We start from the raw sequence: 17,584 nt of genomic DNA, 5'->3' as shown, positions 1-17,584 counted from the left end.
GGAGGATAGCTGACGCTTACTCAATGAATTGTAGGGTTGAAAAGTTTTGTGAAAAATAAAATGAAAGCGCTTTATTTATGAGAGGAGAACAATTCAATATGAAAAAGTACCTACTAAGACTATTTGTCATTTTCGCGATTTGTTTATTGCCTAGCCCAGTATTTGCCCAAATCCAAAAACCTGACTTTCACGAAGTCAGTGTTCATGATCCATCAGTGATTAAAGTAAATGACACATTTTATGTGTTTGGCTCTCATTTGGCGTCAGCAAAATCAACTGATTTGATGAAGTGGAAACAAATTTCATCTCGTGTTGATCAGAACAATCCTCTAATTCGGAATGTTTATGATGAATTAAAAGAAACGTTTACATGGGCGGAAACGAAGACACTATGGGCTGCAGATGTCAGACAGCTAGGAGACGGTAAGTTTTATATGTATTACAACGCTTGTCGCGGGGACTCCCCAAGATCAGCCCTTGGGATTGCTGTCTCAGACAACATAGAAGGGCCATATCGAAATAAAGGGATCTTTTTAAAATCAGGAATGGACGGGCTTAGCCAAGATGGGACGAAGTATGATGCAACAAAACATCCGAATGCCGTTGATCCACACACTTTCTATGATAAGGAGGGAAAACTGTGGATGGTGTATGGATCTTATTCAGGAGGAATATTTATTTTAAAGATGGATCCGAAAACCGGTTTACCTCTGCCGAATCAGGGATATGGGAAAAAACTGATTGGCGGTAACCACAGTCGAATTGAAGGTGCATACATTCTTTATCACCCAAAAACTCATGATTATTACATGTTCATGTCATTTGGTGGTCTTGATGCTGTCGGTGGCTACAACATCCGTGTTGTTCGCTCCAAAAACCCTGATGGGCCATATTATGATGCGAAAGGTCATGAAATGGTGAATGTCCATGGTAAACCAGGCACCGTTTTTGATGACCGCTCCATTGAACCTTATGGCGTCAAGCTGATGGGGAATTTCTCATTTAAAAACAACAACGGTACTGAATACGGTTATGTCTCCCCAGGTCATAACTCTGCTTATTACGATGAGAAAAGCGGGAAATCCTATTTAATTTTCCACACTCGTTTTCCGGGAAGAGGCGAAGAACATCAAGTCCGTGTTCATCAGATGATGATGAACAAAAAAGGCTGGCCTGTCGTCGCACCTCACCGATATGCGGGAGAGTCGCTGAAGAAAGTGAACAAGCAAGATGTGGTTGGTGAGTACAAACTGATTCAACATGGGAAAGACATTTCTGCTCAGATAAAAAAACAGCTTAATATCACTTTGAAACAAAACGGTGAAGTATCTGGCGCGCTAACCGGAAGTTGGAAGATAAATGGAGATAACAAAATGGAATTAAAGATTTCTGGAAAAAGATATAATGGTGTATTTTTGCAACAATGGGATTCGGGTTCTGAACGAGAAGTCATGACATTCAGCGGTTTGTCGCACGAGGGTGATGCAGTGTGGGGAAGTAAAAAATAACTTCTTTTAAAATGGCCTCATGTTATATGAGGCTATTTTTTGGCTTATTCAACCCATTTTTGCTAAAATAAAAACCAATTAGTTCACCAAGTGAAATATTAATATTATGTGAAAAGGAATGAGGCGCAATGTGTACAAGTATGACCTTGACAACCGCTAGTGAGGAACATATTTTGGCAAGAACGATGGATTTTTCTTTTCAGCTTAATGGGCAAGTCCTTTTACAACCAAGGCATTATCAATGGGAGAGTGAAGTAGACGGCAAAGTACATAAATCTACCTATGCCTTTATTGGCATGGGTAGAAAGCTTAAAAATGCTTTGTTTGCAGATGGTGTGAATGAAAAAGGGCTGGCATGTGCGGCACTTTATTTCCCGGGTTATGCTGTCTATGAAAAAACATTGAAGGAGCATCATGATCATATCGCTCCACATGAGTTTGTCACATGGGTACTGTCAATGTGTCGTAATATCGAGGATGTGAAAAAAGCAGTCAAGTCCATTTCCATTGTTGAGAAAGAGGTCGAACTGCTTAAGACATTAACACCTTTACATTGGATATTGTCAGATCGAACAGGTCAGAGCATAGTGATTGAGCCGACAGCAGCTGGCATTCAAATTTATGATAACCCTGTTGGTGTGTTGACCAACAGTCCAGAATTTCCATGGCATTTGACAAACTTAAGAAATTATATAGGCCTTCGTCCAGAACAACATGATACTAAAACCTTGGGGGAACTGAAGTTGTCAGCATTTGGCCAAGGATCAGGGTCCGCTGGGCTGCCAGGAGATTTTACACCACCATCACGGTTTGTCAGGACTACCTATTTAAAGGAACATATCAAACCGGTTTCCGGTGAACGAAACGGAGTATCGGCTGCTTTTCATATTCTCGCAAATATGAATATACCAAAAGGCATTGTAATCACTGACCAAGGTGAAGATGATTATACACAATATACAGCCGCGATGTGCAATGAAACGTGTAGCTATTACTATCATCTTTATCAAAATCGGCAAATTCAAAAAGTGTGTTTATATCATGAGGACCTAGATGCATCCGAAATGAAGTTGTTTCCTGCTAGACATGAAGAGGCGGTTCATTCTCTCCATGATTAGCATGTTCGCGAGCTAAAACTTAGTTAAAATTGTGCTCTTTTGCACGGTGTTCTTCAGTGACATGGGCGGGGGCTGGCAGTGTTCTTAATTTTGGAGTTATCAACCAGTAAATAGAAATGAAAAGAATAGCCAAGCCCCCAAGTCCATAAATAGATCTAATATCAATAAAAGTTGATAAATAACCGCCTAATAGAGAACCAATTGGTAAAAATAATGCGGATAAAGAACCTACTATAGCAAATACTCTGCCAATCATTTCCTCGCTCACTAACGTTTGAATGATTGTATTTAAAGTCACATTATGAATCCCAATCGGTATAAAAGCAAGTCCAAAACTTATTAAAGTAACCAGCGAACTGCTTGATAAGTATGAGTTAAACCAAAAGAAAGCAGACAACATAAAGCATATAATCGTCGTATGAATAACAAAAAAAAGTTTCTTTTTTTAAATAAACCTATCATTTATGAGTCGTTCTTTAAAAAGTCAGCTCTGGCTAGATCTGATTGATTCATTCCTAATAGATTATCAAATATTAACTTTGCCATTGACATAGCAGAAAATAATGAATCAAAAATAGTACCGGTATTTTCAACAATAACTTCATCAAGGTCATTTAGAGTGCTAAGGGTTTCTTTACTACATTAGTGAAAAAACGAAACAAAAAATTAGCAAGTGGAGAAACACAACTCATGTTTCTCCACTTGCTTTATTTTTTGGACTTATTATTGGACAGCCCCACTTTCCTATAAACCTAATTTTTACCGATCCCTCCAACACTTCACCTTCAATCACCGCTAAATTCCATGGAAAAAAATCAATATTTTTGAAAAAAAGGGTGTACATTTTGAAAGTTGCGTTATATACTGTACTACAACAGAATAAAACAATAACAAACTGTTGTATAAAAAGGAGTGGAACAAGATGAGCATGAAAAGCCCAATGGAATTCTTCAGAACGCTTCCTAAAAAAACGTGTCCTGAATGTGGTGAACCTGTTGAGGAGCAGGCTGAATCTTATTTCATGGAATGTGAACGCTGTCTTGCTAAAAAAGGTGAGTAAGCGATAACTGTTAGATAACAAATGTGAAAAGGGGTAAGGGTGAGATGAAAACAGAGGAGAAGCAGATAGAAATCACGGGAGCAATGAAGCCTGAATATGAAGAAATCTTAACAGATGAAGCGCTTCAATTTATTGGACGGCTTGAACATCATTTTGGTGAGCGAAGAAGAGAACTATTAAACTTGCGAAAAACAGTTCAAACCGAGATTGATAAAGGCAAGAATCCGGATTTTTTGCCGGAGACGAAGCATATTCGTGAAGGAGATTGGACAGTGGCGAAGATCCCGGCGGATTTGCAAGATCGCCGGGTTGAGATCACTGGTCCAGTTGACCGAAAAATGGTCATCAATGCTTTGAACTCTGGGGCAAAGGTATTTATGGCGGATTTTGAAGATGCGAATTCGCCGACTTGGGAAAATTGTCTTGAAGGCCAAATCAATTTGCGGGATGCCATTCGAGGGACAATTTCTTTTACAAATGAAAATGGTAAGCGGTATCAACTTAGTGACAATCCGGCTGTTCTTAAGGTCAGACCGAGAGGATGGCACTTAGAAGAAAAGCATGTCCTAGTAGATGGGAAGGCTGTGTCAGCCAGTTTATTCGATTTTGGTCTTTATTTTTTCCATAATGCTAAAGCACTGATTGAAAAAGGAAGCGGTCCTTATTTCTATTTGCCTAAATTGGAAAATCATCTTGAGGCAAGGCTTTGGAATGATGTGTTTGTCTATAGTCAAAACGATTTGCGTATTCCTCAAGGAACGATTAGAGCTACAGTCCTCATCGAAACGATTTTGGCGGCTTTTGAGATGGATGAAATTTTGTATGAACTGAAGGAACATTCGGCAGGTCTGAATTGTGGACGCTGGGATTATATTTTTAGTTTTATTAAGAAATTCCGCAATCGGGATGAAGTGATCCTCCCTGATCGTTCAGCTGTCACCATGACGGTTCCGAATATGAGAGCTTATTCACTTTTGGCCATTCAAACATGCCATAAACGAAATGCTCATGCGATCGGAGGGATGGCAGCGCAAATTCCCGCCAAAAATAACCCTGAGATCAATGAAGCAGCATTTACGAAAATTCGTGAAGATAAGGAGCGTGAAGCAAAAGATGGGCATGATGGAACATGGATTGCTCATCCGGGAATGATTCAGACAGCTCTTGATGTCTTTAATGAGTATATGCCGACTGACAACCAGATTCATAGAAAAAGAGAAGATGTCAAAATTGAGGGAAAAGATTTGCTTGAAGTGCCAAAAGGCGAAATCACAGAAGGCGGTGTCCGCACAAACATCAGTGCGAGCATTCGCTATCTGGCTTCTTGGTTATCAGGCAGAGGCGCGGCACCGATCGATCATTTAATGGAAGATGCCGCAACAGCGGAAATTTCCAGAGCCCAGCTATGGCAATGGGTGCGTCACTCTAAAGCCATTCTCAATGATGGTCGTGAAGTAACAGCAGAGATGATCAAGACAATGATCGATGAAGAAATGAAGAAAATCACTAATGAAATTGGAGCAACACAATTTCAGAGTGGTCGCTTTGAAGAAGCTAGAGAACTATTGGAACAACTTGTGTTTACCAATCAATTTGCAGACTTCTTAACAATATCTGCATATGACAAATTGTAAAGGGGAGGAATGAGTAACATGGGGAGAGAAATGGTGAGTCAAATAAAGGAAAACTGGAAGCAGGATGAGAGATGGAAGGGAATTACAAGACCATATCAGGCTGAAGATGTCGTTCGTTTAAGGGGATCACTTGAAATCGAATATACACTGGCAAGGCGCGGTTCCGAAAAACTGTGGAAGCTTCTTCATACGGAAGATTTCATTCCTGCCCTCGGTGCTTTGACCGGCAACCAAGCGATGCAGCAAGTGAAAGCCGGATTAAAAGCTATCTATTTAAGCGGCTGGCAAGTGGCGGCAGATGCGAATTTATCAGGAAGCATGTATCCTGATCAAAGTCTGTATCCAGCAAACAGTGTGCCAGAGGTCGTCAAAAAAATTAATCGTGCGCTCCAGCGTGCTGATCAAATTCACTATCTGGAAGGAAAAGAGGACATCGATTGGTTCGCACCGATTGTAGCTGACGCTGAAGCAGGCTTCGGTGGCCAGCTGAACGTTTTTGAACTGATGAAAAACATGATTGAAGCGGGAGCAGCAGGTGTTCATTTTGAAGATCAGCTTTCATCTGAGAAAAAATGCGGACATTTAGGCGGTAAAGTCCTCTTGCCGACACAGACGGCTGTCCGCAATTTAATTGCTGCGCGCCTTGCCGCAGATGTCATGGGAGTGCCGACCATTTTGATCGCTCGGACAGATGCAAATGCGGCCGACCTCATCACAAGTGATGTTGACGGGTATGATGCACCTTTCTTAACAGGAGAACGGACAACTGAAGGGTTTTTCAAAACGAAAGCCGGACTTGAGCAAGCGATTGCCAGAGGTTTAGCATATGCGCCTTACGCTGATCTCATCTGGTGTGAAACTTCAGAACCGAACATTGATGAGGCTCGTCGCTTCGCCCAAGCTATTCATGAGAAATTCCCGGGCAAACTGCTTGCCTATAATTGCTCTCCTTCATTTAATTGGAAAGCAAAACTTAATGATGATAGCATTTTAAATTTCCAAAAAGAACTCAGTCAAATGGGATATAAATTCCAGTTTGTTACACTAGCTGGTTTCCATGCGTTAAATCACGGTATGTTTGAGCTAGCGCGCCAATATAAAACACGCGGAATGGCGGCATACTCTGACCTTCAGCAAGCAGAGTTTGCTAGTGAAGTTCATGGTTACACAGCAACAAGACACCAGCGTGAAGTCGGAACAAGTTATTTTGATGAAGTTGCACAAGTTGTTGCAGGTGGGACTTCATCAACAACAGCGCTAAAAGGTTCAACAGAAACTGAGCAGTTTCAACATTAATAGATGAACAAAGCCGCCTCATCATAAGGCGGCTTTGTTCATTACATGGCTGACAAAGAAAGACAGGCATGAACCTCTGCTCTAACTAGTTGTCTCTGTTAACTGGTCAATAAAAGCTTTAGTTGCTGTACACATGTATTTATCTTTTCGATAAATGATGCCAATTTCTCTTTGAGGTGTTGGATTGATCAATTGAACCGTTGCAATTTGTTCGTTTTTTAAATAGGTAAGATATCGGATGGGGAGGATGGTGGCCCCTATCCCTTCAGACACCATCTGTATCAAAGATTCCATCGTGATTTCTATGGTAGGTTTTAGTGTGATCCCAATTTCTGAACAGTACTCATCGATTAGTTTTCGAAGGAAGTAGTTTTTAGGAAGCAAGACGATCGGGATATCCTTCAGGAGCTTCATATCGACTTCTTTCAGTTTTGAAAAGGGGTGGCCTAATGGAACAGCTAATGAAAGTTCTTCCGTAAACAATGGAATCGTTTCAAGTTCTTCATCATCCACTGGCAGAAATGCAATACCTAAATCAAGGTTATTTTCTAACAAGCCTGTTCGAATGTCTCCAGTTCTTAACCCCAAAACAGAAAGCTCAATTTGAGGATATAAATCTTTAAATTTAAAAATCGCCGCAGGGAGCAAATAGCTGATACATGTTAACAAAGATCCGATGCTCAGTCGTCCTCTTCGCAGTCCATTTAAATCGCTAAGTGCAGCTTCCGCTTGTTCAATTTCATGAAAAATACGTTGACTATGGACCAACAAAACTTTGCCTGCTTCAGTTAATGCCGTTTTCTTGCCGATTCGATCAAATAATGGAACACCGACTTTAGATTCCAAGTTTTTAATCTGTTGGCTTAAAGAAGGCTGTGACATATTCAAATTTTCTGCTGCTCTCGTAAAATGCAACTCTTTACAGACAGCCATAAAACATTCTAATTGTCTGAACTCCACTTTCTTTCACATCCCATAAATGATAGGCTATTCCTATTATTATCATATAGATTATGAGATTGAACAATCACCACATCAATCGCTACACTTAGCATAAGGAGGAATGAGTATGAAAATCATCTCTATTAACATAGGCAAGCCCATTACCATTGATGTGAACGGAAAAGAAATTCAAACAGGTATTTATAAAACACAAATCAAAAAGCCCATTTATTTAGGAAAATTAAATTTTAAAGGTGATGGACAGGCAGATTTAGTTCACCATGGCGGGGTTGATAAAGCGGTATGCGTGTATCCCTTTGAACACTATCAATATTGGGAAAATGAGCTAAACAGAAAACTGGAATATGGAGCGTTTGGTGAAAACTTGACGGTAACAGGCATGCTTGAGACCAATATCCACATTGGTGATATCTTTCAAGTCGGAGAAGCCATCGTTCAAGTAACCCAGCCAAGACAACCGTGCTTTAAACTCGCCAAAAGGTATGACCTGAAAGACTTCCCAATTCGCATGCAAAACAACGGCTATACCGGTTTTTATTTTCGAGTGCTTGAGGAAGGCTGGGTCACCCCAGAGTCCAACATCAACCGGCTTGAAACAAACGCCAAACAAGTAACAATCGAATTTGCCAATCAGATCATGCATCATGATAAAAAAAACATCGAAGCCCTGAAAAGAATTCTCGAAGTTGAACAGCTCTCCGGAAATTGGACAAACACTTTTCGCAAACGGTTAAAAGGAACGATCGAACATACGCAAGAAAGGATAGAAGGGGAATAAGTTTCCCTTCTATTGAAATGCACATTTTCTCTACTTCAAAACTCCCCCTAATCGTCATTATTTTAAATCAAAAGTCTCCTTATACGGTTAGGTCTTATTTCGTGGTACTTTAGTTCATTGAATAAGGCATAGCCTTTTTGCTATGATTTACCTATGTTTTTTACTTATGATTTTATACATAATTTATGAAAAAAGAGGGATATATATGCTTTTTAACAAAAATTATCTATCGGTCGGCAGTGTTGTCGGTCTGAATAACGATTCGAGACGTTTGCTCGTCATAGGAAGGCAAATGTTTTCAGAAACCAACAATGTCATCAGAGATTATGCCGCAGTCGAATATCCAAACGGCTTTACAGACCCGAAAGAACAACTTGTTCTGTTTGATAAAGATGATATAGAACTCGTCTATCATTACGGATACGTCGATCAAAGAGAGCTGCTATTAGATGAGTTATTAACAGATGCAGAAGAAAGAAACATAATGAAGGAGAAATAGAGATGGGAAAAGAGATAGAAAATATTCGATTCAATAAGGACCTTTCAGAAGAGGTAAGGACAACAATCAGTGACTTGGAAGATGCCTTCAGTGAAGTATTTGAAAATATGGTTTATTTTAGTGAAGAGTTAGAAAAACATAATGGAAAAGCTGCAAAAGCACTTCAGAAAAAAATGAGTGGTCACATTAGTTTTTTTAGTAAAGCAAGCTGCTGTTTATTATATTTTGCAGACTCTATGCAATGTTTTGCAAAGGCAGTTGAACTGACTGATGCATCCGAAGAACTGGTAAACGTTACACCAGTATCACGATCAGAAAGAAAACATACATTTTCGGCTGGAAGAGTTGAAGATGAAATTAAGGTGAATTCTGAGTCATTAAATCATGCAATAGGAAGTTTCGGATCAAACCTGTCAAGTCTTGATAGAGTCCTACATTATTTTGATAATGCTCTAAGAAAAATGATGAATGAAACAGAGTTTCCCTGGGAAGATGTCAGTAAAGTATGGTCAGATGCAAAATCACAGATTAATTCCATCATAACAGAGATTAAGAATAGAGTACAAGAGCTTGCAGTAAACGCCAAAAATATCGTAAAGGAATTAAGTCGAGTAGATAACTTAATTTCCAAACAACTAGCAAACGCTAAGTGATAGAAAGGAATTAAGCATGTTATATTATTATAGAGAAAAAGAGATCACAGAAATTCTCAAAACACACGAAAGAAAAGCTAATCAACTATTAAAACAAGTTCAATCCAATCGTATTCTAGAAGTTTTTAAAAAACAATGGGTATCTGTTGGTTGTGGAGAGATTACGACATCTGTAAATAGCAATGTGATGACGTTTGACTCCACAGCTATAAATAATGAAATTGACGATTGGATAAATGAACTGGACAAGTGCGTAGAGGTTGAAGAAAATATAAAAAATAACTTGAAAGCCACCGAAGACCCTTATAATCTTCACCAAACAAAATATAACAATATTACGAATGATGTAATCACTTTAAAGGGTATATATCGAAGTTTAAAAGCTGACATTAAAATTGTAAAAGAAGACTTTAAAAATGCTGTTCGTATTCATCACGCCCCAATGCGTGAAGCTTTAACAGATCTATCAATTTTGTATAATTCAGTCAATCATGTGGAAGGGGACTTTTCTGATTTTAAGAATGTGTCTGTTTATATACATGGGATTGAAGATACCAGAAAGGGTTTTAAAAATAGTGCATTGAAAGCTGCAAATAAAGGTGAAATTGTTGTAATTATAAAAAGAGACTCTAAGAAAAGTAAGGAAAATAAAGAATACTATATTGTTGAAATTAATGAAAAAGGAGAAAAGGAACTTAAAAAAGTATCTTTTAAAGAATTAAAAGATACTAAAGTATATCGTGAAAAAAAAGAAAGGCTGCATATTATTTATGAGCCAAAAGTGATGAATGAACATCGTCAATCAACAAGTGATGATTTGGCTGAAGAGCTTAATAAGATGGGTCTGATGAATGGGAAGGCAAAGATCGATATGTTTGGTCATAGTTATGGTGGGAGAAGATCGCTACAATTTGCTATGGATTACCCTGAAAAAGTAAGAAGTATCACAACAGTTGGAACACCATATGACAAAAATGACTTAGCCAAGGTGGCTAACAATGCACGTTCAGTGGCAGACACTTTTGCTAAAAGGAATACGACTGATACGAGTAATTATTTAGATTTTAATAAAGACAACCGGAAAAATATCGATGGGAAAGACTACAGTAATGCTTATACTGATCTAGATTGTGAGGCTATGACAGAAGACATTAATCATTTGAAATCTGCCAACCCAGAAGTTTACCAGAAGTTAAAAGATATAAATATTACGGCTGTAGCTGGAAATGTAGAAGAGGAATATGTAAATGCCCACCCTTCAGATACAAGAACATCACCAAAATATAAAAAAAATAGTGATGAGGTGGTTTCAGTGAAAAGTCAACACGGTGATATATTAGGGGAACTCATTGACAAAAAACTAGAGATTGATGTAAAAGGTAATGGAATTACTAGACCTGCTCATATTTATGAAACTGAGGATGATGAATTTGTCGACTTGATTAAAAAGGTTAATAAAAAAGAAGCAGAATAGGAGAAGATGAATGTTTAAAAAAAGATTGATTAGCTTAAGTCTAATACTGATAGGCTCATTATTTATAGCTGGATGTGGAAAAGAGAAGATTGAAGAAGTCACATATAAAAAAGGTTTCCCAAAGGAAGATAGCCGTGGTCTAACTGAACTCATGAAACATTATTTATCTGAAGAAAGTACAGATCAAGAAATAATAAGAAAAGACGGAATCATTTTGTTTTCAACCCTAGGTAATCAACGAAAAGATATTCAATATTTTAAGTATACAGAAGATCAGTTAAAGCAATATTATAAGCCTATACTGACAGCGCAAGACCCGAAAGATACTTTAGATAAATTAGACGAAAGCAATCGCTATGAAAAGTCTTTGTATCATTCTATTAAAAACAAAGAAAAACACCATCTTCCTGCTATAAAAATAATGTCAAACAACCGACTAGAGGTGAAAACAAAGAGAAAGATAAAAGTATTAGATTTGCCGGAGCTATTAAAAAAATATGGAATAAAAAGGTCTGATGAATTGGAGATCTATTTAAAAGCGGTAAATTCTAAATGTTTTTCTCTCGTTATTCAAAACCTCAATTATGAGGGAAGTAGAAATCATACAATAGAACTTTTCATGACCCAAGATTTAAAAAATATAGAGACAACAATGTTAAACATAGAAAAACTACAAGAAACATTATCGAAAGGGAAACTAAAAGACTATTATGGTTTATTCCCAATAGACAAATCAGGGATATATGTATTTTTCTCTAATCTTTTCATTGTGGATAGTAAAACGAATCAGTTAAAAGAGATCAAAAATGGTGACTATTTAAGCGAAGACGGAAAATACGTTTATCTAAACGGTGATAAAGAAAAAATTCAAGACGGTGTTCAAAAAATACAAACAGTGGATAATTATTTTAAAGGAAACCAAAAGTATATAGCTCAGTTTAAACTTGATTTTGAAAACATTGCAGAAGAGATGGACTTTACAGCAGGAGATATAAGAATGGCTACTATCTGTTATTTTAATGAAGATTATATAGTATTAAATCTTGCATACTACGGAACAATGGGAGTTGTAGCTGCAGGCGATGTTAATGTACTAATTGATTTGAAAAAAAATAAAAAAAAGCAGACTGCTTATTTGGTTGATTTGGGAATATCCTCAAGAAAGGTGTATTAAACACAACATTGAAGTCTAGAATTTTTAAGAAAAGGACGTTCATTAGTGTTAAAAAAACAATTGATAAGCTTAAATCTATTATTGGTATCACACTATTTATCACTGCTTGCGGAAAAGATAAGTTTGAAGAAGTCACATATAAAAAAGGCTTACCAGAAGACAGTACGGCATTTAAAGAATTTATGAGACATGAACTTTAGCCAGAGATGTGACTTTGAGCTACAAAGACAATATTTATAAAATTATGCGCAGTGATACAGATGGGCTTCGTTATTATCAATATTCAGATAAAGAACTACAGAAGTTTTATAAGCCTATTTTTTCAGAGAAAAAAAATCCGCTCAAAAAACTGCATGATTTAACTCTATTCAATTTTTTGGAAAGAAGAAATATACAAAATAAATTAAGAGAAAATCTTCCGGATTTGGTGTTAGATCAAAAAAATGTTCTAACAGTGAAAACAACAACTGGAGAAAAAAAATTCGAGTTGCCGTCAGCGAAAGGAAAAAAAATATATCTCTCACTTTTAGGTATTAACAAAGAAAATATGTTAATACAAACAGAGGTGTACGAAAAATTAAAAAATGGTGACTTAGGAAAAGGAAACGAATATTATCTGTTTTTAAAACAAGATTTTTCAAAACATCAAGTTGTTAAAAAAGAAAAATTATATCCCACAATCGAGTCTGGCAAGTTAAACGATTATCTGTCTGTGTTTCCAAAGGTGTCAGAGGATGGATCATATCTTAAGTTGTTTGACAATTATATTTTAGAAAAGAAGACAAACAAAGTCCGGGAAGTTAAGAACTCTGATTATTTAAGTGTAGACGGGAAGTATGTTTATCTTAACGGGGCTAAAGAAAAAATTTCTGACGGTATCCAACAAATCCAAACAGTAGATAATTATCTAAAAGGAAATGATAAGTATGAAGCTGAATTCAAACTTGATTTCGAGAACATTGCGGACGAAATGGATTTTAAATCAAGTGGTGTAAGCATTGCTCAAACTTGCTATTTTAATAAAAACTATGTTGTCCTACGTGTTTCATACAATGGGATAATCGTTGGGACAGCAGGGGCAGTCAATGTCCTCGTTGATTTAACTAATAAAAAACAACCAACTGCATATCTGGTTGATTTAGGGGTATTATCAACAAAGGTGTATTAAAAGGAACGATCGATCAAGTCTAGAACATTTTGAGAATCACAATTTTAAAGAGAAAACACAAAAAAAGAGGACGCTGATTAGTGTTAAAGAAACTATTGATAGGTCTAAGTATTGTATTAGTATGCTCACTGTTTATAACCGGCTGCGGAAAAGAAGTCACATATGAAAAAGGCATACCAAAAGACAGCCCGGCATTTAAAGAATTTATGATACATGAGCTCAGATCTTCCTTTGATAAAACTTTGAGTCATCAAGGACATAGTTACTTGATGATGCGGGGTGATCCAGACAAATTTTTTTACTATAAAATTACAGATAAACAACTTCAGAATATTTACAAGCCTATCTTTTCTGATTCCGGAAAGTTACACGATCTAAAACAAGTTGACCTTTCCAAAAAAGGAACAGTTATGCATGATAAACTAGGCAAAAATCTCCCGGATGTAACGTCAGACAAACATAATGTATTGAAAGTGAAAACAGCAAATGGAGCAAAAAAGTTTAAATTACCATTTGCAAAGGAGAAAGAAATATATTCTTTTGAACCCGAAGCGATTAATAAAGAAGATATGTTGATACAAGTAATAGTACATGAAAAGCAGGAAGATGGAGATGTGCAAATATATTATCTGTTTTTAAAACAAGATTTCTCAAAACATCAAATTGTCGAAGAAGAAAACTTAAATACCACAATCGAGTCTGGAAAGTTAAACGATTATCTATCTGTATTTCCAAAGGTTGCAGAGAATGGATCATACCTTAAGTTATTTGATAATTGTATTTTAGAAAAGAAAACAAACAAAGTTAGGAAAATTAAAAAATCTGATTATTTAAGCGTAGACGGAAAATATGTTTACATTAATGGGCGAAAAGAACAAGAAAAAGATGTAATGCCAGACGGTGTTCAAAAAATTCAAACAGTGGATAACTATTTTAAAGGAACCGATAAGTATGAAGCACAATTCAAAATAGATTACGAAAATATTGCGGACGAAGTGGATATTAAATCAGATGTTGCGGGTTTAGCTCATATCAGTTATTTTAATGAGAATTTTGTTGTCTTACGTGTCAAATATAATGGAATGTTTGTTGGGACAGCAGGCGCTGTTAATGTATTAATTGATTTGCACAAAAACAAAAACCAGCCGACTGCTTACTTGGTTGATTTAGGAATATCCTAGAAATACTTAAGATTTTGGTGAAGGCAGTGTAAGGTAATCACATATTCGTAACTTTTAACAGTCTGACGAGTTTCCGTTAATGCCTAATTGTTTTACAGAAAAACAAACCAACTATTTATTTAATGATGATAGAAGTGAATAAGAGGAAGCAGATCAATGGATAAAAAAAGTTTCATAAGAAGATTACTTCTGGTCATAGCTTTCATGCTGGCTCTTACGAGTGGTGAAAAAAGCAAATATGAAGAAGTCATCTATAAATTAGGCTTGCCACAAGAAGATAGTCCGGCATTTAAAGAATATATGAGGAGTCGAATTGGAACGAACGAAGCTGAAGATACCACTCTAACATTTCAAGATCATGCATATATCATGATGCGAAGTGATAAAAGCAAAGTAAAGTATTATAAATATACAGATGAACATCTGCAACGATTATATGAGGAGCAATTTTCTCATCCTTATGAAAAGATTGATTTATATGATATTGATTGGTTAGAAGAAGGGACAATTGTCCGTGATCAGAAAAAATATCATCTGCCGGATATTGTGGTAGGAAACAAAAGTATTCTGAAAGTGAAAACAACATCTGGAGAAACAAAGTTGAAGTTACCAGTACCAACAAACACAAAACCGTCTGTTGGCCTTGCGGCGGTTAATAAAGAAAGTATGTTGATAGAGATAGAAGATTATTCAGAATTTAACGGTAATGACCCGAGGACATATCTGTTGTTTTTGAAACAAGATCTTTCAACATATCGAATAGTCAAAAAAGATGAGTTAAATGCAACAATTGAATCTGGAAAGTTAAAAGATTACCTAGCACTTTTTCCAAAAGTGACGAAGGAAGGATCATATCTGAAGTTATATGACAAATACATTTATGATAAACAGGCAAACAAAGTCAGGAAAATTAAAAAAGCAGATCATTTAAGCAGAGATGGTAAGTATGTTTATCTAAACGGGGAAATCAGCCCACTTCGCAATGGTGTTCAACAAATTCAAGCAGTCGATCATTATCTAAAAGGGGATCACCAGTATGTAGCTCAGTTCAGAATTGACTTCGAAAAGATCGGTGATAAGGCGGATTGTGGTTCAAACGATGTAGAATCTGCTGAAATTGGCTATTTTAATGAAAATTACGTTGTCTTAGACATGGAATACGAGGGGTTTCTAGCTGGATCAGGAGGAAGAGCAAGTGCCGATATTGATTTACAACAAAGCAAAAAACAACCAACTGCATATTTGACTGGCGATTTCTTAGATGAATGGGATGTGCCTTCGACTCCATGATCGATCTATAAAAAATAAAGGATGACGAGTGAAATACCTCACAATCAACGGGAATATAAACTAAACTGTGTAAGTAAGAGAAAGCGTACAGCTCTTGCTTCGCAGTTTAGTTTTCTTTATTGTTAAACTATGAGTATATGCATGCAAAATACATGAAAAGAGAATAATAACCATCTTAGGTACGACTCCGTGAAATTGCAGTGCCTCACGATCGCAATGGATCGTTTGAACCTCAAGTCATCCAGTGAAAATATGAAAGTGATGTTTAACAGAAAGTGTTTCATACTATGGAAGCATAGGTATAGCAAGAGACGACGTTAATGTCCTGATCGATTTACAGAAAAATCAAAACAAACAACTGCATATATGGTTGATTTGGGGATTTTTTAAGATATACTGAAGATGTGGAACATCATTTAAATGATAAAAATCACTGTAAGATTGGCACATTTTTAGTATGTTAATGAAAATGATGCTGATTTACGTTTCTTATAGTACCGGATGGGGCAGGCAGCAGTGTTGTTCATGTGCGGATTGATTGATAAAAATCCGGCTGTCAGGCGTTTTTTCATACGGTATCGGTAACAAAACGTAGAGGAAGTAGATTAATGATTAAAAAAATATTATTCATCATATTATTGTTAATAGGAAGTGTATGGGTCTTTATAGTAAATAATGAAAAAGATCCATATGAAGAAGTCATTTATAAAAAAGGTTTACCAAATGAAGATAGTCCAGCATTTAAAGAGTTCCTAAGAAATGACCTTGGATCGTCGAAAGATGTGACTTTAAGGTACCAAGATCATACTTATACAATGGTACGCAGTGGTCTAGGTGGACTACGCTTTTACAAATTTACAGATAAACAGTTGCAGAATAGTTGCAAACCGGTTTTTTCTATTCAAAAAAACTTTGAAAAGAATTTTTATGACTTAGAATACAGCGTTGACTTTTTCAAACAAGGAACAATCATTCATGATAAAGTAAGTGAAAATTTGCCTGATATCAAAATCGGGAAAAAGAATTTGTTGAACGTGAAAACAAGATTAGGTCAAAAAAACATAAAAATACCGTTATCAGCAGATTCACATGAAGTTTCTCTCGATCTCCTCGCTATGAATAAAGAAAATATGCTGATAGAAATAAGTGGTTATAGACCTGGCAAAGCTTCAGATACGTATTACCTGTTTTTAAAACAAGATTTATCAAAATATCAAATCGTCAAAGGTCAAGAATTAAATGCCACGATTGAGTCTGGAAAATTAAACGATCACTTATCAGTGTTTCCGGAAGTGACGGAGGATGGATCATATCTTAAGTTGTTAGGCAAAAATATTTTGGAAAAGAAGACAAACAAAGTAAAAGCAATCAAAGATCAAGACTATTTAAGTGCAGACGGAAAGTATGTTTTTCTTAATGGAGGTAAAAATAAAAAATTTCCTGAGGATGTCCAAATTCAAACAGTGGATCATTATCTAAAAGGGGATGATCAATATGTGGCTGAATTTAAGATAAATTTCAAACATATTGCCGATAAGTTGCACTATAAATCAAGCGGTGCTAGTTTTATTGAAATCCTTTATTTTAAAGAGGATTATATCGTTTTAGATGTTTTATATAGTGGCATGATAGTCGGGACAGCAGGGTCTGCTAACGTCCTCATTGACTTACAAAAAAGCAAAAAACAGCCGACTGTATATTTTGCTGACTTAGGCATAGAAGATGCATTGTTTTCTGGCACTGATCAATTGTGGGTAAGATAAAACTGTAGAGACAAATAAGGACGGT

17 protein-coding genes are annotated in these 17,584 nt (G+C 36.4%); 15 read left to right on the top strand and 2 right to left on the bottom strand.

Annotation, left to right across the window (positions count from 1 at the left end):
- Window positions 1–98: 98 nt before the first annotated feature.
- Window positions 99–1,508: a glycoside hydrolase family 43 protein gene (locus PDT38_RS10975; protein ID WP_270801396.1), complete on the top strand. Its 1,410-nt coding sequence runs from the start codon at window positions 99–101 to the stop codon at window positions 1,506–1,508.
- A 128-nt stretch (window positions 1,509–1,636) separates the two neighbouring features.
- Entirely contained in the window at window positions 1,637–2,626 is a 990-nt protein-coding gene (locus tag PDT38_RS10970; RefSeq protein ID WP_270801395.1) for a choloylglycine hydrolase family protein, read from the top strand.
- A 19-nt stretch (window positions 2,627–2,645) separates the two neighbouring features.
- On the opposite strand, the gene PDT38_RS10965 is transcribed toward PDT38_RS10970, so the two are convergent.
- A complete protein-coding gene (locus tag PDT38_RS10965; protein ID WP_394356265.1) occupies window positions 2,646–3,050 on the bottom strand; it encodes an MFS transporter in 405 nt (134 codons plus the stop codon).
- 498 nt (window positions 3,051–3,548) lie between these two features.
- On the opposite strand from PDT38_RS10965, the gene yhfH reads away from it, so the two are divergent.
- From yhfH to aceA, 3 genes are read left to right on the top strand one after another with little or no spacing between them, the layout of a single operon-like run.
- The gene (gene yhfH / locus PDT38_RS10960; protein ID WP_172298788.1) at window positions 3,549–3,686 is read left to right on the top strand and encodes a protein YhfH; all 138 of its coding nucleotides are present in this window, start codon (window positions 3,549–3,551) and stop codon (window positions 3,684–3,686) included.
- Between the two features lie 44 nt (window positions 3,687–3,730).
- Window positions 3,731–5,320 carry a malate synthase A gene (aceB, locus tag PDT38_RS10955; protein ID WP_270801388.1) on the top strand — a complete coding sequence of 530 codons (1,590 nt, stop codon included), beginning with the start codon at window positions 3,731–3,733 and terminating at the stop codon, window positions 5,318–5,320.
- 18 nt (window positions 5,321–5,338) lie between these two features.
- Complete coding sequence (gene aceA / locus PDT38_RS10950; RefSeq protein WP_270801386.1) at window positions 5,339–6,616, top strand: isocitrate lyase; 1,278 nt, start codon at window positions 5,339–5,341, stop codon at window positions 6,614–6,616.
- 81 nt (window positions 6,617–6,697) lie between these two features.
- Here aceA and PDT38_RS10945 read toward each other — a convergent pair whose 3' ends face one another.
- Window positions 6,698–7,576 carry a LysR family transcriptional regulator gene (locus tag PDT38_RS10945; protein WP_270801385.1) on the bottom strand — a complete coding sequence of 293 codons (879 nt, stop codon included), beginning with the start codon at window positions 7,574–7,576 and terminating at the stop codon, window positions 6,698–6,700.
- 103 nt (window positions 7,577–7,679) lie between these two features.
- On the opposite strand from PDT38_RS10945, the gene PDT38_RS10940 reads away from it, so the two are divergent.
- The 10 genes from PDT38_RS10940 (at window position 7,680) to PDT38_RS10895 (ending at window position 17,559) form a co-directional block, all read left to right on the top strand.
- Entirely contained in the window at window positions 7,680–8,357 is a 678-nt protein-coding gene (locus tag PDT38_RS10940; RefSeq protein WP_270801382.1) for an MOSC domain-containing protein, read from the top strand.
- A gap of 205 nt (window positions 8,358–8,562) precedes the next feature.
- On the top strand, window positions 8,563–8,856 hold the full coding sequence (locus tag PDT38_RS10935; protein WP_270801379.1) for a DUF4176 domain-containing protein: 294 nt from the start codon (window positions 8,563–8,565) through the stop codon (window positions 8,854–8,856).
- A gap of 2 nt (window positions 8,857–8,858) precedes the next feature.
- Window positions 8,859–9,509 (top strand): hypothetical protein, encoded by a 651-nt coding sequence (locus PDT38_RS10930; protein ID WP_270801377.1) that lies wholly within the window; start codon window positions 8,859–8,861, stop codon window positions 9,507–9,509.
- Window positions 9,510–9,525: 16 nt separating this feature from the next.
- Window positions 9,526–10,983 (top strand): alpha/beta fold hydrolase, encoded by a 1,458-nt coding sequence (locus PDT38_RS10925; RefSeq protein WP_270801376.1) that lies wholly within the window; start codon window positions 9,526–9,528, stop codon window positions 10,981–10,983.
- 10 nt (window positions 10,984–10,993) lie between these two features.
- Window positions 10,994–12,157, top strand: coding sequence for a hypothetical protein (locus PDT38_RS10920; RefSeq protein ID WP_270801375.1), 1,164 nt, complete (start codon window positions 10,994–10,996; stop codon window positions 12,155–12,157).
- A gap of 8 nt (window positions 12,158–12,165) precedes the next feature.
- Window positions 12,166–12,357 carry a hypothetical protein gene (locus PDT38_RS10915; RefSeq protein ID WP_270801374.1) on the top strand — a complete coding sequence of 64 codons (192 nt, stop codon included), beginning with the start codon at window positions 12,166–12,168 and terminating at the stop codon, window positions 12,355–12,357.
- Window positions 12,358–12,371: 14 nt separating this feature from the next.
- Window positions 12,372–13,325 carry a hypothetical protein gene (locus PDT38_RS10910; RefSeq protein WP_270801373.1) on the top strand — a complete coding sequence of 318 codons (954 nt, stop codon included), beginning with the start codon at window positions 12,372–12,374 and terminating at the stop codon, window positions 13,323–13,325.
- Window positions 13,326–13,405: 80 nt separating this feature from the next.
- A complete protein-coding gene (locus PDT38_RS10905; RefSeq protein WP_270801372.1) occupies window positions 13,406–14,506 on the top strand; it encodes a hypothetical protein in 1,101 nt (366 codons plus the stop codon).
- A 156-nt stretch (window positions 14,507–14,662) separates the two neighbouring features.
- The gene (locus PDT38_RS10900; RefSeq protein ID WP_270801370.1) at window positions 14,663–15,796 is read left to right on the top strand and encodes a hypothetical protein; all 1,134 of its coding nucleotides are present in this window, start codon (window positions 14,663–14,665) and stop codon (window positions 15,794–15,796) included.
- A gap of 608 nt (window positions 15,797–16,404) precedes the next feature.
- The gene (locus PDT38_RS10895; protein ID WP_270801368.1) at window positions 16,405–17,559 is read left to right on the top strand and encodes a hypothetical protein; all 1,155 of its coding nucleotides are present in this window, start codon (window positions 16,405–16,407) and stop codon (window positions 17,557–17,559) included.
- Window positions 17,560–17,584: the final 25 nt, after the last annotated feature.

It is taken from the genome of Bacillus changyiensis (assembly GCF_027706145.1).
Classification (GTDB): Bacteria; Bacillota; Bacilli; order Bacillales; family Bacillaceae; genus Bacillus; species Bacillus changyiensis.
This window is presented reverse-complemented; position numbering and strand designations above follow the sequence as displayed.

Excerpts from the sequence above, each read along its gene's own strand:
- aceA (WP_270801386.1), top strand. The coding sequence starts at position 5,339 with ATGGGGAGAGAAATGGTGAGTCAAATAAAGGAAAACTGGAAGCAGGAT.
- PDT38_RS10970 (WP_270801395.1), top strand. The coding sequence starts at position 1,637 with ATGTGTACAAGTATGACCTTGACAACCGCTAGTGAGGAACATATTTTG.
- PDT38_RS10925 (WP_270801376.1), top strand. The coding sequence starts at position 9,526 with ATGTTATATTATTATAGAGAAAAAGAGATCACAGAAATTCTCAAAACA.
- PDT38_RS10930 (WP_270801377.1), top strand. The coding sequence starts at position 8,859 with ATGGGAAAAGAGATAGAAAATATTCGATTCAATAAGGACCTTTCAGAA.
- aceB (WP_270801388.1), top strand. The coding sequence starts at position 3,731 with ATGAAAACAGAGGAGAAGCAGATAGAAATCACGGGAGCAATGAAGCCT.
- PDT38_RS10895 (WP_270801368.1), top strand. The coding sequence starts at position 16,405 with ATGATTAAAAAAATATTATTCATCATATTATTGTTAATAGGAAGTGTA.
- PDT38_RS10975 (WP_270801396.1), top strand. The coding sequence starts at position 99 with ATGAAAAAGTACCTACTAAGACTATTTGTCATTTTCGCGATTTGTTTA.
- PDT38_RS10920 (WP_270801375.1), top strand. The coding sequence starts at position 10,994 with ATGTTTAAAAAAAGATTGATTAGCTTAAGTCTAATACTGATAGGCTCA.
- PDT38_RS10940 (WP_270801382.1), top strand. The coding sequence starts at position 7,680 with ATGAGTATGAAAATCATCTCTATTAACATAGGCAAGCCCATTACCATT.
- yhfH (WP_172298788.1), top strand. The coding sequence starts at position 3,549 with ATGAGCATGAAAAGCCCAATGGAATTCTTCAGAACGCTTCCTAAAAAA.
- PDT38_RS10900 (WP_270801370.1), top strand. The coding sequence starts at position 14,663 with ATGGATAAAAAAAGTTTCATAAGAAGATTACTTCTGGTCATAGCTTTC.
- PDT38_RS10935 (WP_270801379.1), top strand. The coding sequence starts at position 8,563 with ATGCTTTTTAACAAAAATTATCTATCGGTCGGCAGTGTTGTCGGTCTG.